This is a genomic window from Bacillus sp. VA15 (genome assembly GCF_055721145.1).
Genome location: NZ_JBVQPQ010000001.1, coordinates 532973 through 545633, shown reverse-complemented (window position 1 = coordinate 545633; position 12661 = coordinate 532973). Strand labels below are relative to the sequence as shown.

The 12661-nt window shown below is 41.0% G+C and carries 19 protein-coding genes; 5 read left to right on the top strand and 14 right to left on the bottom strand.

Annotation, left to right across the window (positions count from 1 at the left end; all coding sequences use genetic code 11):
* The first annotated feature begins 16 nt into the window (after nt 1-16).
* The 3 genes from AC0DBE_RS02930 (at nt 17) to sinR (ending at nt 1539) form a co-directional block, all read left to right on the top strand.
* Complete coding sequence (locus AC0DBE_RS02930; RefSeq protein WP_072566542.1) at nt 17-811, top strand: YqhG family protein; 795 nt, start codon at nt 17-19, stop codon at nt 809-811.
* Nucleotides 812-996: 185 nt separating this feature from the next.
* On the top strand, nt 997-1170 hold the full coding sequence (gene sinI / locus AC0DBE_RS02925) for an anti-repressor SinI (RefSeq protein ID WP_003226347.1): 174 nt from the start codon (nt 997-999) through the stop codon (nt 1168-1170).
* A 33-nt stretch (nt 1171-1203) separates the two neighbouring features.
* The gene (gene sinR, locus AC0DBE_RS02920) at nt 1204-1539 is read left to right on the top strand and encodes a transcriptional regulator SinR (protein ID WP_003226345.1); all 336 of its coding nucleotides are present in this window, start codon (nt 1204-1206) and stop codon (nt 1537-1539) included.
* Between the two features lie 93 nt (nt 1540-1632).
* Here sinR and tasA read toward each other — a convergent pair whose 3' ends face one another.
* From tasA to tapA, 3 genes are all read right to left on the bottom strand, one after another.
* Complete coding sequence (gene tasA, locus AC0DBE_RS02915; protein WP_014114390.1) at nt 1633-2418, bottom strand: biofilm matrix protein TasA; 786 nt, start codon at nt 2416-2418, stop codon at nt 1633-1635.
* A gap of 63 nt (nt 2419-2481) precedes the next feature.
* Entirely contained in the window at nt 2482-3054 is a 573-nt protein-coding gene (sipW, locus tag AC0DBE_RS02910; protein WP_014114391.1) for a signal peptidase I SipW, read from the bottom strand.
* Nucleotides 3038-3799 (bottom strand): amyloid fiber anchoring/assembly protein TapA, encoded by a 762-nt coding sequence (gene tapA / locus AC0DBE_RS02905; RefSeq protein WP_072566543.1) that lies wholly within the window; start codon nt 3797-3799, stop codon nt 3038-3040. The genes sipW and tapA overlap by 17 nt, the downstream gene beginning before the upstream one ends.
* Nucleotides 3800-4069: 270 nt before the next feature.
* On the opposite strand from tapA, the gene AC0DBE_RS02900 reads away from it, so the two are divergent.
* Nucleotides 4070-4396: a YqzG/YhdC family protein gene (locus AC0DBE_RS02900; protein WP_014114393.1), complete on the top strand. Its 327-nt coding sequence runs from the start codon at nt 4070-4072 to the stop codon at nt 4394-4396.
* 37 nt (nt 4397-4433) lie between these two features.
* On the opposite strand, the gene AC0DBE_RS02895 is transcribed toward AC0DBE_RS02900, so the two are convergent.
* The 10 genes from AC0DBE_RS02895 to AC0DBE_RS02850 all read right to left on the bottom strand — a co-directional run bounded on the left by AC0DBE_RS02895 (nt 4434) and on the right by AC0DBE_RS02850 (nt 10265).
* Nucleotides 4434-4613: a YqzE family protein gene (locus AC0DBE_RS02895; protein ID WP_003226330.1), complete on the bottom strand. Its 180-nt coding sequence runs from the start codon at nt 4611-4613 to the stop codon at nt 4434-4436.
* A gap of 71 nt (nt 4614-4684) precedes the next feature.
* Complete coding sequence (comGG, locus tag AC0DBE_RS02890; RefSeq protein WP_072183695.1) at nt 4685-5059, bottom strand: competence type IV pilus minor pilin ComGG; 375 nt, start codon at nt 5057-5059, stop codon at nt 4685-4687.
* A complete protein-coding gene (gene comGF / locus AC0DBE_RS02885; protein WP_079287958.1) occupies nt 5060-5443 on the bottom strand; it encodes a competence type IV pilus minor pilin ComGF in 384 nt (127 codons plus the stop codon).
* A 25-nt stretch (nt 5444-5468) separates the two neighbouring features.
* Nucleotides 5469-5816: a competence type IV pilus minor pilin ComGE gene (gene comGE / locus AC0DBE_RS02880; protein WP_472961009.1), complete on the bottom strand. Its 348-nt coding sequence runs from the start codon at nt 5814-5816 to the stop codon at nt 5469-5471.
* Complete coding sequence (comGD, locus tag AC0DBE_RS02875; protein ID WP_472961007.1) at nt 5800-6231, bottom strand: competence type IV pilus minor pilin ComGD; 432 nt, start codon at nt 6229-6231, stop codon at nt 5800-5802. The genes comGE and comGD overlap by 17 nt, the downstream gene beginning before the upstream one ends.
* Entirely contained in the window at nt 6221-6517 is a 297-nt protein-coding gene (comGC, locus tag AC0DBE_RS02870) for a comG operon protein ComGC (RefSeq protein ID WP_014114400.1), read from the bottom strand. The genes comGD and comGC overlap by 11 nt, the downstream gene beginning before the upstream one ends.
* Nucleotides 6518-6530: 13 nt before the next feature.
* Complete coding sequence (gene comGB / locus AC0DBE_RS02865) at nt 6531-7568, bottom strand: competence type IV pilus assembly protein ComGB (protein ID WP_014114401.1); 1038 nt, start codon at nt 7566-7568, stop codon at nt 6531-6533.
* The gene (gene comGA, locus AC0DBE_RS02860) at nt 7555-8625 is read right to left on the bottom strand and encodes a competence protein ComGA (protein WP_014114402.1); all 1071 of its coding nucleotides are present in this window, start codon (nt 8623-8625) and stop codon (nt 7555-7557) included. Before comGA ends, comGB begins: the two co-directional genes overlap by 14 nt.
* A 213-nt stretch (nt 8626-8838) precedes the next feature.
* On the bottom strand, nt 8839-9249 hold the full coding sequence (locus AC0DBE_RS02855) for a CBS domain-containing protein (RefSeq protein WP_014114403.1): 411 nt from the start codon (nt 9247-9249) through the stop codon (nt 8839-8841).
* A 62-nt stretch (nt 9250-9311) separates the two neighbouring features.
* Nucleotides 9312-10265, bottom strand: coding sequence for a magnesium transporter CorA family protein (locus AC0DBE_RS02850; RefSeq protein ID WP_014114404.1), 954 nt, complete (start codon nt 10263-10265; stop codon nt 9312-9314).
* 143 nt (nt 10266-10408) lie between these two features.
* Between AC0DBE_RS02850 and AC0DBE_RS02845 the strand changes: the two genes are divergently transcribed.
* A complete protein-coding gene (locus AC0DBE_RS02845) occupies nt 10409-11737 on the top strand; it encodes a hemolysin family protein (RefSeq protein WP_014114405.1) in 1329 nt (442 codons plus the stop codon).
* A gap of 40 nt (nt 11738-11777) precedes the next feature.
* Here the strand turns inward: AC0DBE_RS02845 and AC0DBE_RS02840 are convergent, their stop codons facing one another.
* Nucleotides 11778-12617 (bottom strand): STAS domain-containing protein, encoded by an 840-nt coding sequence (locus AC0DBE_RS02840; RefSeq protein WP_472961003.1) that lies wholly within the window; start codon nt 12615-12617, stop codon nt 11778-11780.
* Between the last annotated feature and the right edge of the window lie 44 nt (nt 12618-12661).

The following is a 12661-nucleotide window of genomic DNA, read 5'->3' as shown; positions in this document are numbered from 1 at the left end:
TAAGGAGGTTTTATAAGTGAGACAGCAAGAGGTTCACGATTTTCTGCTTCGTTTTTTTCAGGCAAACAGCTGCCAAATCGTCGATCAAGGTTCAGGCTATATGACAGTGCAGCTTACAGTTGAAATGGACAAACAGATCATGAACCGCCCTTTCTACTGGCACTGGCGCGAGAAGACAGGCGGCGATCCGAATCCGATGAAAATCACTTTTATTACAGATAAAGAATCTGCTCCAAAAGACCTAGATGGCGAATTTATTTATTTTGGGGCACCGCGCCTTTTTCAAATGTTTAAAGCTGTTAAACAAAATGGGAGATTTACCAGAATGTATGAGAAAATTGAATCAGCCGGAGCTAAAGTCCCCCTTCAGCCTTGGCTTGGTATAAATGTCACGATTTCATACCAGTCCGACATGAAAAAGGATAAGCTATTGTCACTAGGTCTTCACCTAGTCTCTGGAACCATAATTGAAGATTTTCACAGCAAGCTGACACAGCTGCCACTGACGTCTCAAATATGTGACTATTGCTTCACCATATCGCCTATGATCAAACCAGAAAGCGGCCTTAAGCGGATGGAAAACTATATTGCCAAATCCGCCATGCAGGAACCGTCAGACTGGGCAGAACAGGCGGTAAGCAGGTGGAAAAATGATATGACATTGCTTGACAAGTTTTATGAGCATATAGAAGAAAAACCAGAAGAGTATCATCTAGAAAAACAGGCGCTGAAAGCCTTGTATCAACCAAAGATATCAGTTGAAATTGAAAATGGCGGATTATTTTATCTGCAAAATAATATTTCAATCTAACTTTTTTTACCATTCGACATCGTTCTCGTTTTTTTTGAAAAAATGCGATTATAATAAAGGTATATTGGAAAAAAATTCTGGCAATTTCAATGGCAAATGACTTCCAGAGACCAATGAAGGCATACAATGAGTCATGGCCGGACTGGCTGAAATACATAAACAAGTATTTTAGGAGGAGAAACTGCATGAAAAATGCAAAACAAGAGCACTTCGAATTAGATCAAGAATGGGTTGAATTAATGATGAAAGCCAAAGAGGCAAATATCAGCCCGGAAGAAATACGAAAATATTTACTTTTAAACAAAAAGTCTGCTCATCCTGGTCCGGCAGCCAGAAGTCATACCGTAAATCCTTTCTGAATGTGCTATAATATCACAAGGAAGGTGATGACATTGATTGGCCAGCGTATTAAACAATACCGTAAAGAAAAAGGCTACTCACTATCAGAACTAGCTGAAAAAGCTGGGGTAGCGAAGTCTTATTTAAGCTCAATAGAACGAAATCTACAAACGAACCCCTCCATTCAATTTCTCGAAAAAGTCTCCGCTGTTCTGGACGTCTCGGTTCATACTTTGCTCGATGAGAAACATGAAACCGAATACGATGGTCAATTAGATAGTGAATGGGAGAAATTGGTTCGCGATGCGATGACATCCGGGGTATCGAAAAAACAATTTCGTGAATTTTTAGATTATCAAAAATGGAGAAAATCCCAAAAAGAGGAGTAGTGCCTGAGCAGAGGCACTAACTCCTCTTTTGTCAATAAACATAGAAACGGCCCAGTATATCGTATACTGGGCCGTCTCTTTTTATTGCTGCTATTAATTCTTATCCTCACTATGCGCTTTTTCATTTTCTTTCACGTAACCGTCTTTATCAGTATGTTCCTTTTTGATTGTCAAACCATTCCATTGTGTCGCTTCAAACGAAAACTGAAGCTGAATGGAGTTTCCTTGGTATTTATTTTGGACCATTAGCCCGTTTTCATCTTTTGTTTTGTCGTCTTTGAATTGGATTTCCATTTGAACTTGGTCGAAATCAGTCGGTGTTTTTGGAATACCATCATATTCAGGAGCGGTTTTACCGTCAATTGTTGCTACATTGACTTTACCGCTTGCATTTAAGAATTTAGGGTCAATTTGTTTTTTGATTTTTTCAGCTGCCGCTGCATCATTCTTAGCGGACATCAAATACAAGTCCTTGAGATTGGCATCATCTAAAATAATATTTTTCGGATATCCATTGCCGCCCTCTTTTCCAACTGTCAATAAGGTCACTTCAAACTGGCTCAGAAAATCTTCTGCAGATGTATTGCTGCCTCCGTTTGCTTTAAATTCACCGTAATTCAGCGCCATTAATACCTCTTTGATTGCAAGTGAGCCGTTATTTTCAAATTGGAAATCTTTCGTCAATTTGTCTCCCGGCTTTAGATTTGACAGATTAACACTCGCTGAATTTTCTTTAGCAGATAAATCAAGCGTACCTGACGCAAAAGTAGCATCCGTTGATTTAATGTCGTTAAATGCTGCCCATGTTCCTCCGCCAACTAAAGCTAATCCTAGTGCCGCAGAAGCAACTCCTAAACTTAATTTCTTTTTCATACCCATGGCAAACTCCCCTTTTATTGAATGATATTATATCGAAACCTGTTGCCAGGTTTACAACTGATGTTAAGTGGACATGGTGCTGTCCTTTGTATCTGTTTCCAAGGCTTTAGTCTTTCTTTCAATTTCTCTAATGGCACTGCTGATCGTCACAAAAGCGTACACCAGCAACATCACGCCGGGAACAATCAGTAAAACAGCAGTTCCGATCGGCTGACTGGCAAAATGAAGCATATAGCCGGCATATGGAAGCTGAAAACCTGTATATTGTGCGCGGACATTTTCGTCCGATACAAGCGCTGAATCAGCTGCTGCGTTATTGTCCCCTTTTGTTTTAAATAACAAATGGTCTCCTTGCTTCGTTTTGTCAACAATCCTGTGGGTGACCGCCGTATTTGCATCCTGCATAAATGTAATGACGTCCCCCTTTTGGAGCTCCTTCACATCAGTGATTTCTTTGACCAATATTAATGAACCTGTGTTGAACTCCGGCTCCATTGAACCTGAAAGAACTGATTTCAGCGTGTATCCAAACACTGCCGGCTCTCCCCCGGATGAACGTGTTGAAATCACGACAAGTGTCAGCACAATAATGAGAGTAAAGATGATCACGTAGAGAATATTACTCATCAGCTTCATTGCTTTTTTCATCCTCTTCCCCGCTTTCCTTTTGAACTGATTGAGTTTCTTTTTCTTCTGTTACAGTTTCTTGAGATGTATCTTCTTTATTTGATTTTTCTTGTATATCCTTTTGTGATGTTTCATTCTCCTTTTTGACGGCCGGCTTCGTTTCTTTTTTAGGCACTGTCGGTTTTTCATCGCACTTTGCAAGCGTCATAGGCTCCGACCACTCAAAAGTACTGCCGTCTGCCGGGTACCCGGCCGGTTTATATACTTTAAATGCATAAATGCCGGGTTTCATTTTTTTCTTCGTCTCAATTTTATAAAGTGAATCGCCGATTTGTTTGGAAACGAACCCTTTTTCGATCACGTTCCCATCCTTTAACGGTTTGCGGGCATTTTCCAGCTTATGAAGCTCCCACTTCCACTTTGATTTCCTAAGTCCCTCGCCTGTATTTTCGAGCTCAGCAAACAGAGAAATAGGTGAGCATACAGTGCCTTTCGTATCCGTTTGATTAGACAAGTGCAAATCACTTTGATCCCAGCGTTTATCATAATCGCAGTTTTTATCTGTATGCTGAAAGTCTGTACACGTTTGAAGCGGGACATCAAATGTTTCAATATCATGAAAAGCAGCGCTTGTATCACCGGAAAATTGTAAGCATATCGCGGCAGTCAGACTGAAAATGACTGAAAGCTGAAAAATAAGCAAAACTTTCAGTTTCGTCTTCGTCTTTTGCTGATTGCGAAACAATCGAAACATATCTTACCTCCTGTAAAACACTGTCACTTGATATAACAATCGTTCTCTTTAAAGAACTGCACAAATAGAGTATAATCAACGTTTAATCGATTGAAAAACACCAAAATCGTTCATTTTGTTCGTTTAAGAGAATGTTTTCATCATATTACAAAGTCTTGCTCAGTATTGCTCACCTTTTTGTTTTTTTGAAATTTTTGGGATTATTATGTGAAAAATTAAATGCATAGCCAATTATGATTTGGTAATAATAAACAACGAAAGGGTGACAGCATGATGATCAAACAATGTGTGATTTGTCTTTCTCTTCTCGTTTTCGGCACCGTTGCCGCTCACGCAGAAGAAGCACCGCTTGTGACCGCCCGCCACATGTCCAAATGGGAAGAGCTTGCAGTAAAAGAAGCAAAAAAAAGGTACCCGCTCGCACAGGTACTGTTCAAACAAAAAGTATGGGACCGCAAAAGAAAAGATGAAGCAGTGAAGCAATACCATTTAACCCTGAGGGAAGGATCAAAGGAATTCGGCGTATTTGTGACGATTTCATTTGATCCCTATAGCCAAAAGGTTAATAAAATTGCCATATTAGAAGAATATCAATAAGGTCCTCCATTTTTGAAGGACCTTATTCGTTTTGCGGTTATTTTTTCCGCTTCAGCCATAGCCTGAAACCATAGGGTAAAATACCGAACCAATGCTGTGAAGCGGGCGTTTTTGTTTCTTTCCGCACCTCTTTTCGTTCTTTTCGCTCATCTCTCGGAGTATCTATATATTTGACAAATTGCTGAGTCATATATTTGACATAATCATTCGTTTTCACGTGATCACCTCATCATTCAATTATTATGAAGTGTTGGCTCACATGACTTTTTTTATACCCTTTTCTTTGCCCTATTCTGTCCAGCTCAGCAGTTTTTTCTGTTTTTGATCAAACACGATCTGTGCAGTTCTTTCTGTTCCCGACTCCGTCAACGCTTTTAGGTTGATTTCTTTTTGCTCTTTTATCGATGTATCGTAAATGTAATAAGAAACCTGCCCATATGGAAACTGCTGTGAATCCTTTTGGCCTTTCCGCTGCTCAAGAACATGCCGAATTGACAGAAGCGCGCCATTCTGAAGCAAATTCTCTCCTGTGTAAAACTCTTTTGTTTCCTTTTCAAACATGCAGCGTGAAATATATTGCGCAGCAGTAAAGTTCACGATCAGCAGCACAAGCGCGGACACAAAAAGAACAGCGGGATAAATAAACCCTTTCGTGCTGTCCATTTACCCTCCTCCTAAATACGGATAAACCGGAAAAGCAGTTTGATACACTTTTTGGTTCTCACTCTCAATTTCCAGCAAAACAACACCATTTTCAATATCGGCTCTCATGGCTGCAATATCATCTAGAATCGGAACATGCCCTTTGCCATCTACCCTTTTTCTTATCATTGAATGATAGGTTTCAAAACGTATGTCTTGCCCAGAAGAATTGGTACAGATCAACACGCTCCCATGTTCGGCTGTCTTGACTGCGTGTGACTGCTTGCACTCGTTCATCATCTGTTCCATCGAAATCATCCATTCTTGCTGTGTGAAACCGTCATGTTCCTGCTGCCGTGACAAAAACAGATGGAAGATCATAGCTAACGATCCCGATATGAGCAAAAAGACGGATAGCGAAAATAATACGTTAAGAAGCGTATAGCCAGTCTGTCCGCAGAATGCTGAGGCAAAATGGTTTTTCTTTATAAGCTGCTGCTGAGATGCATACGTTTTGATATTCCCCCTCCTCCTCCCACTTTAGCTTATAGTTATTATTGTTCATTGTAACCGTTTTCTCCTCAGTTCCTTCACCAGTCATCATATATTTGCTAATGCTTTCATTCATCATTTGGTAGCCGATTTCTCGAGATTCCGCCATATTTTCATCAGCTATCAGCTTGTCCCATAAAGGAACGACTGTCAGCAGCAGAAACAGCCACAGGCTTAGCGCAGACATTGTTTCTATTGTAGAAAAACCTTTATTTTCTCTCCACATTGACTCTTCCGCTCCCTAAATAAACTGTTATGTCATAAGCAACATGTCCTTTTACTCGTATTTTTCCGCCTGCATTTGGGTGCCCTTTCTCATTAAATTCCAAACGGTCTTTTAATGTCTTCGGTTCTATAGAAAGTCCCGTCGCATACGGCCGTTCAATTACCGTATCCCCCATAACTAATTGATATTCTTTTCTCTGAAAGAGAATTTTTGTTCTTTGATGACGGGAAATTGCAGTCTGCTGTGCAAGCATAATATCGTTTTTCAGCTGCCATGCCGCCTGACGGACAGCTGTGTTGTCATAAGCAGGAGGAAGCGTGGTAAACACGGCGATCAAGAGGATAGAGGCGAGGCTTAACACAAGCAAGCTTTCTAAAAGGGTAAATCCCTCCTCCTCGTTTAATTTAATGTTCAACCTTAACTTCTCCGCCAGTGATAATAATGTGCTTCCCATTTGGACAAACTGCATCCTTTTTCACATAACCCTCTGATTGTAAATCAGCAAGACTCGGTGTCTGTCCTTCATGGTCAAGCTCAAATGCAGTCATTTGTGCCTTAATCATGTTTTGAAGGCCTTCACAGCCCTTTTTCTGAATGGTTTGATTATGTTTCGTGACGTTCGGTATCGTAATTAAAAGCAAGATCGAAATAATAAAGAGCACAATTAGCATTTCAACAAGTGTAAATCCTTTCTCATTCATCAGCCTCTTCCTTTCACATTTGATTCATCATCTGATACATAGGCAAAAGCATAGATAAATACACAATTAAGATCATCGCTGCAACAAATCCATAAATCATAGGCTGAAGGATGCCTGTCCATTTTTGCGCCTTGTGTTCCAGCCGCTGCAATATGAACTGACTGTATGTGAAAAGCTCCCGATCAAGGCGGCCGCTCAGCTGTCCGTGAGATATGACTTTTGAAAAATCAGTTTCATAAAAAGGGCTTTCACAAATAGCGGTTTCAATTGATTCACCAGCTTTTAGCCGTTCAATCACTTGTTCAGCCTCGCAGCGGTAAAAAGGGAGAAACGTTTGATGTTTAAATGCGTTAAGGCTGTCATATATTGAGAGACCTGATTGTAAAAGGCTGCTTAGCTGCAAAGAAAAAAAGTAGCTGTTAAACAGCCTGACAAGGTTTCCAACTAAAGGAATTCTGACACAAATAAGCATTTGCCGGGCAGGTGATTTTTTCTTAAACACAAGCCAATAATAAAGCCCGATACCTCCTGCAAATAGAGCCAACAATATGATTACAAGATCAATATGCTGAAAAAAAGCAAAAAGCATATCAGTTGAACGTGTGGTTTCCATATTCATCGATTGATAAATACCGGAAAACTGAGGAATGATGATGGCCTGTAACATATAAAACATGACAGCGACTGTGAAGATGAGGAAAAGCGGATATCGCAGCACCCTTTTCAGCTGGTCTGCCTGTGCAATTTTGCGTTCCAGCAGCTCTCCGCTCTGAATCATGGAGGCAGGCAGTTCACCATGTGTTTCAGCAAAATAACAGATACCTACGGCTTCCTTATGAAATGACAAACCCTTTAATACTTGATAAAACGGGGCCCCTTCCCTCAAACGAGTGATCGCATCAGTCAAGTCAGCCGCCTGCCTCTTATTCATCTGAAGTTCCATCAGCCGTATTCCATCCAGAAGCGTATATCCGCCCTCCGTCATTTCACCGAGCCGCTTCAATAACTGGGCTTGATCCTTTAACGGCCAGGTTTTTCTAATCTGTTTCATGATAAACCCACCGGTCATAGTTGTTTGTCGTCAAATAGCCGAGTGCAATTCCTTTTCTGATAATTTGACGTAGCGTTTGATATTGGTAATTTGCATGATTTCCTTTTGCCTCCTGAATACATTGCTGAAGATTTTTTCCGTAAAGAAGCTCATAAACGCTTGCTCTCCTGGTGTTTCGTGACTGGCGGCAATATACTGATGAACATCCGTTTTCACAAAACGGGCAAGCCAAATCAACCAAGCGCTGAGCCGCTATTGCAATAACAGTCTGTTCGATTTCATTCATATTGATGCCGAATTCAAGCAGCCTGTAAATCGCGCCCTTCGCATCTCTCGTATGAAGGCTCGTCAGCACCAAATGCCCTGTCATCGCTGCCCGTACCGCGATTTTAGCTGTTTCCGCATCTCTGATCTCACCTAAGATAATCATATCCGGGTCATGGCGCAAAATAGCCTTCAGCCCTGCGGAATAAGTCACACCGGCTTTTTCATTCACCTGCACCTGAAGAACATCCTCGTCCCTTGTTTCAACAGGGTCCTCCAGTGTGACAATATTTCGATTAAAGTGTTTTTTTGCATATTGAACAAGAGAGTATAATGTGGTGGTCTTCCCTGAACCAGTCGGCCCGGTAAAAATGAGCATGCCGTGGGAATGTTTTAAAAATGAGAGTAAAGTGGCTCCTGTCTTCGGAAATAATGACAGCTTATCAATCGAAGGGATATTGTATTGAGGCATTACTCTGATCACGAGGCTTTCTTCATTAATTGTGGGGAGCGTTGACATTCTTAAATGAACATTTCCCTCCTCTAGCTTTAATGTAAGCGAACCATTTTGCGGCTTCCGCCTTTCCCCTATGTCCATCGCTGAGAGAAATTTAAAATGTGAAATCAGTCTTACGCACTCTTCTTTTTTCATGTGCCTTTTTTTCAGCAAGGCATGATCAACCCGAAAATGAATGATGGCGTCCCGCTCCCTCGGTACAATGTGAATGTCAGAAGCCTTTGTTATATATGCCTCTTCAATCAAGGTTCTGCTTGTCTTTTCTATTGAATCCAATTTGATTCCCTCTCCTTTCAATGCGTATTGTAGAAAAAGAAGGACCTGTAATCAAACCGTGGAAAGGTGATTTCCGGAGATGTTATATGTAGAAAAATCAATTCCTGCTGACAGAAAAGATTGTTTCAGCTGAATGTACCTCATTGATTTCATTATTTTCTCAATAAAAAAGCAGGCATGATGATCATCATGCCTGCTTCACTCCATCTTTCATTATGCTGATTTAGAAATTTCACTTAATGCTTCTCCGGCTTTTTGATCAGTATCCTTCTCAACGGATAGATCGCCTAATGCCACAATACCGGCAATTCGTTCGTTTTCAAGAATCGGTAAACGGCGGATTTGGTGCTCTGCCATAAGCTGCCCCGCTTCTTCAGCGGACATATCGAGATGGCCGGAAACGATGTCGGCGCTCATGATGTCACTTGCTTTTGCATCCATCTGATTTTCAGCTAAGCATCTCGTCACAATATCCCGATCAGAAACAATCCCCTGAAGTGTGCCATTTTCACAGATTGGAATAGAACCGACATTGGAGTCTCTCATCTTTTTCGCTAGTTCCGTGATAGAAGCGGTTGGTTCACAGCATTCTACATTCTTTGTCATGATGTCTCTTATTTTCATTTCCATTCCTCCTTTACCGTGTTCTATTTATTCTTTATCCGCTGCACAAAAAATGAAACCTCCTACAGTGTCCGCCTTTTCCGGGTTTTCTTTTTCTTCTTCCGCTCCTGCAGCATATCTCCCGTCCAGCCTTTCTTCTTCAAGTATAGGTAGATCAGAACCGTCGAAGTGAGAATCAATAAGAGAGAAAAGAGATATCCGTATTTCCAATTCAGCTCAGGCATCACTGAAAAGTTCATCCCCCAGAGGGCACCGAGTGCTGTAACCGGCGTAAAAAGCGTCGTGAAAATGGTCAGCGCTTTGAATATTTCATTTCCCCTGTGAGAGGTAATGACTTCCTCTGAATGCAACAGACTATTAAGCTCCCCTTCAAATTCACTAATGTATGTAAACCCCCTGTCAATTTTGAGTTGTATCCGCTGATAAACCTTTTTACCTTCATTTTGGGGCAAAAAGGTTTCTTTCAATGCCATTTCAATTTTTTTAGTGCTTAGGATTAAGTTTTTCCAGACCATCAGCTCATGGTGCAGGAGATGGACACGATTTAAAATGCTTTTGCTATTATCGTCTTTGATTTGCCATCTGAGCTTTCTCAGCTTTACTTCAAATTCATCTAAACCGATTAGATACACATTCATTAACTCGCCGAGAAGGATCAAAAATCCCTCCATGGTACTATCCGCTCTTTCCATTTGCTGGACAACTTGTTTTCCCTTAATCCCCTTCAAAATCGAAAAATCAAAGTTAATTGTGAAAAAATATTGCCTGGTTATATAAAAGTGAAAAACGGTATGGTCTTTTTCCTCACCCAGCCCCTGATCATATACAATCGAGCCAAATACCGCTTCATTTTCTGTTTCAGTCGTGTCTACGCGCAAAAAATTAATATGATGGTTATTTTCAAACCACTTCTCACATTGAGGCCAGTGAGAAAAGTGGATCAGATCTCTTGCTTTATTTCTTTCCTGAGGCCCCATTTGGTACCAAAACCAATCCTTTCCCGTATGTGCCTTCATGTCAAGCTCCTCCAAACTTTTGTTCTTTTATTCTTTAATTGCCCAAGAAAGGCATTGCTAAACCAGTCAACCGCTTCAACGCATGTTTTGTGAGCAATTTCCGGTGGTATGGAATGTAGAAAGACATCGGAAAAGGGAGGTGCATGCCTTCCTTGGAGAAGGCAGTTGTTTTGGAATTTATCAATTTACTAGCAGTCGCTATTCTCATTTTGTTAACAGGTTTTTTTGTTGCCGTAGAATTTTCAATCGTAAAAGTGCGGCGATCCAGAATTGATCAGCTTGTCGCAAAAGGAAAGAAAGGTGCTAAAGCGGCAAAGCATGTCATCACTCATCTTGATGAATATTTATCAGCCTGCCAGCTGGGCATCACAGTCGCAGCTTTAGGACTGGGCTGGCTTGGAGAACCGACTGTGCAAACCCTGCTTCGGCCGCTTTTTCATAAAGCAGGCTTAAATGAATCGCTTACCCACCTTCTTTCACTTGTCATCGCCTTTTTAGTGGTGACGTATTTAAACGTCGTCATCGGGGAGCTGGCGCCAAAGAGTTTCGCCATTCAAAAAGCAGAAAGCATTACATTGATGCTTGCCAAACCGCTTATTTGGTTTTATAAGATCATGTTTCCATTCATTTGGCTGCTGAACCACTCTGCCCGGTTGATTACAGGGGCGTTTGGACTGAAGCCGGCATCAGAGCATGAGCTGGCATATACAGAGGAAGAGCTGCGGGTTCTTTTGGCAGAAAGCTATAAAAGCGGTGAAATCAGAAAAAGCGAATTAAAATACATGAATAATGTCTTTACCTTTGATAAGCGAATGGCAAAGGAAATCATGGTGCCGCGAAATGAAATGGTCAGTTTGTCACTTGATGAAGACTCCATTCCAAACCTGGAGGAAACAGTGAAGCAAACAAAATATACACGGTACCCAGTTGTCAGAGAGGATAAAGATAATGTCATTGGCGTAATCAATATGAAAGAAGTGCTGTTTTCAATGCTGTCGAAAGATTTCTCATTAAAAAAGCAGCAAATTGAACCTTTCATTCAGCCTGTTATCCACGTTATTGAGACAATTCCGATTTATAAATTGCTGCTAAAAATGCAAAAGGAACGTACTCATCTGGCGATCCTCATTGATGAATATGGCGGGACTTCCGGTTTGGTCACTGTCGAGGATATTATCGAAGAAATTGTAGGAGAAATCCGTGATGAATTTGATGCAGATGAAGTGCCTCATATCCGCGAGCTCGGAAAGGATCATTACTTATTAAATGCAAAATTATTAATCAGCGATGTAAACAACCTGCTTGGAACAGATTTATCAGACGCAGAAGTAGACACCTTGGGCGGCTGGTTTCTCACACAAAACATAGACGCCGAGCCTGAAAGTGTCATTGAATATGACGGCTACTCTTTTAAGGTAAAAGACATCGACAGCCATCACATTTTATTTATAGAAGTAAAAAAAGCTGAATAGCCCGAGGGAGGCTGTTCAGCAGTTTTTTTCAGCAATGGCATCAACACTCTTCTATCTTAAACCCTTTATTGGCCAGGGCTTTAGCAAGACTTTGCTCGGTTTTCACATTCGAAAAATCCAGACCCAGCTTCACCACAGTTTGGGCAATTTCAGGTCTGATTCCTGAAATAATTGTCTCAATGCCGAGCAGTTTGGTGCTGTCAATCACTTTAAAAATTTGATAGGCCACCATTGTATCGACGATGGGAACACCTGAAATATCTAAAAATAAATATGAGAGCTTTAACGCTGAGCACTGCTGCAGCACCGACTCCAAAATCGTCCTCGCTCTGTACGTATCAATTTCACCGACAAGCGGAAGAATCCCTATCCCCTCAGATATCGGCATAATCGGCGCACTCAATTCATTAATCATTTCTTTTTGCGCGTTTAATTGTATCATGGTGACCTGGTAATATTCTTCAGTAAACACTTCGATGATCTCATCAATGGTTTGATTCAAAATCTGGCTCCACTCACAAATGTCCTGAATGCTGATTTCTTGAGAGGAGGCTTCGCTGAATTTCTGAATCCATTCAAACATGACGTGCCTGAAGGCGTTAAACTGGCCGACACTTTCTGTTACAGTCACTTCATGAACGGCACGGTCTCTGGCACATTGAAGAGACCATCGATTGAGCTCATCCTTTACGTCTTCTGCTTTGCTAAGGGATTTCGCCACGATGGTCACTAATGATTTGTGCTGGTCTAATAACTTTTGTTCTAATTTTTGCTGATCTTTAGCGGTATGCAGCCAGTTTCCTTTTGACGTGCAAGTTTCCAGCCATTGTTTCATAATATCTTCTTTGTGCTCTGTTACATGCTGATCAAGAGCTATCATCTTAATGAGCTACCTCCTGTTTTTTAAAAATATATGCTTCATAT

Bases quoted from the DNA above. Each gene is read 5' to 3' on its own strand.
- tasA (WP_014114390.1), bottom strand. From the start codon at position 2,418: ATGGGTATGAAAAAGAAATTAAGTTTAGGAGTTGCTTCTGCGGCACTA.
- tapA (WP_072566543.1), bottom strand. From the start codon at position 3,799: ATGTTTCGATTGTTTCGCAATCAGCAAAAGACGAAGACGAAACTGAAA.
- AC0DBE_RS02840 (WP_472961003.1), bottom strand. From the start codon at position 12,617: ATGATAGCTCTTGATCAGCATGTAACAGAGCACAAAGAAGATATTATG.
- AC0DBE_RS02845 (WP_014114405.1), top strand. From the start codon at position 10,409: ATGCCTTCCTTGGAGAAGGCAGTTGTTTTGGAATTTATCAATTTACTA.
- comGB (WP_014114401.1), bottom strand. From the start codon at position 7,568: ATGAAACAGATTAGAAAAACCTGGCCGTTAAAGGATCAAGCCCAGTTA.
- sipW (WP_014114391.1), bottom strand. From the start codon at position 3,054: ATGAAGCTGATGAGTAATATTCTCTACGTGATCATCTTTACTCTCATT.
- comGE (WP_472961009.1), bottom strand. From the start codon at position 5,816: ATGTGGAGAGAAAATAAAGGTTTTTCTACAATAGAAACAATGTCTGCG.
- AC0DBE_RS02900 (WP_014114393.1), top strand. From the start codon at position 4,070: ATGATGATCAAACAATGTGTGATTTGTCTTTCTCTTCTCGTTTTCGGC.
- sinI (WP_003226347.1), top strand. From the start codon at position 997: ATGAAAAATGCAAAACAAGAGCACTTCGAATTAGATCAAGAATGGGTT.
- AC0DBE_RS02855 (WP_014114403.1), bottom strand. From the start codon at position 9,249: ATGAAAATAAGAGACATCATGACAAAGAATGTAGAATGCTGTGAACCA.
- AC0DBE_RS02850 (WP_014114404.1), bottom strand. From the start codon at position 10,265: ATGAAGGCACATACGGGAAAGGATTGGTTTTGGTACCAAATGGGGCCT.
- comGC (WP_014114400.1), bottom strand. From the start codon at position 6,517: ATGAATGAGAAAGGATTTACACTTGTTGAAATGCTAATTGTGCTCTTT.
- comGG (WP_072183695.1), bottom strand. From the start codon at position 5,059: ATGGACAGCACGAAAGGGTTTATTTATCCCGCTGTTCTTTTTGTGTCC.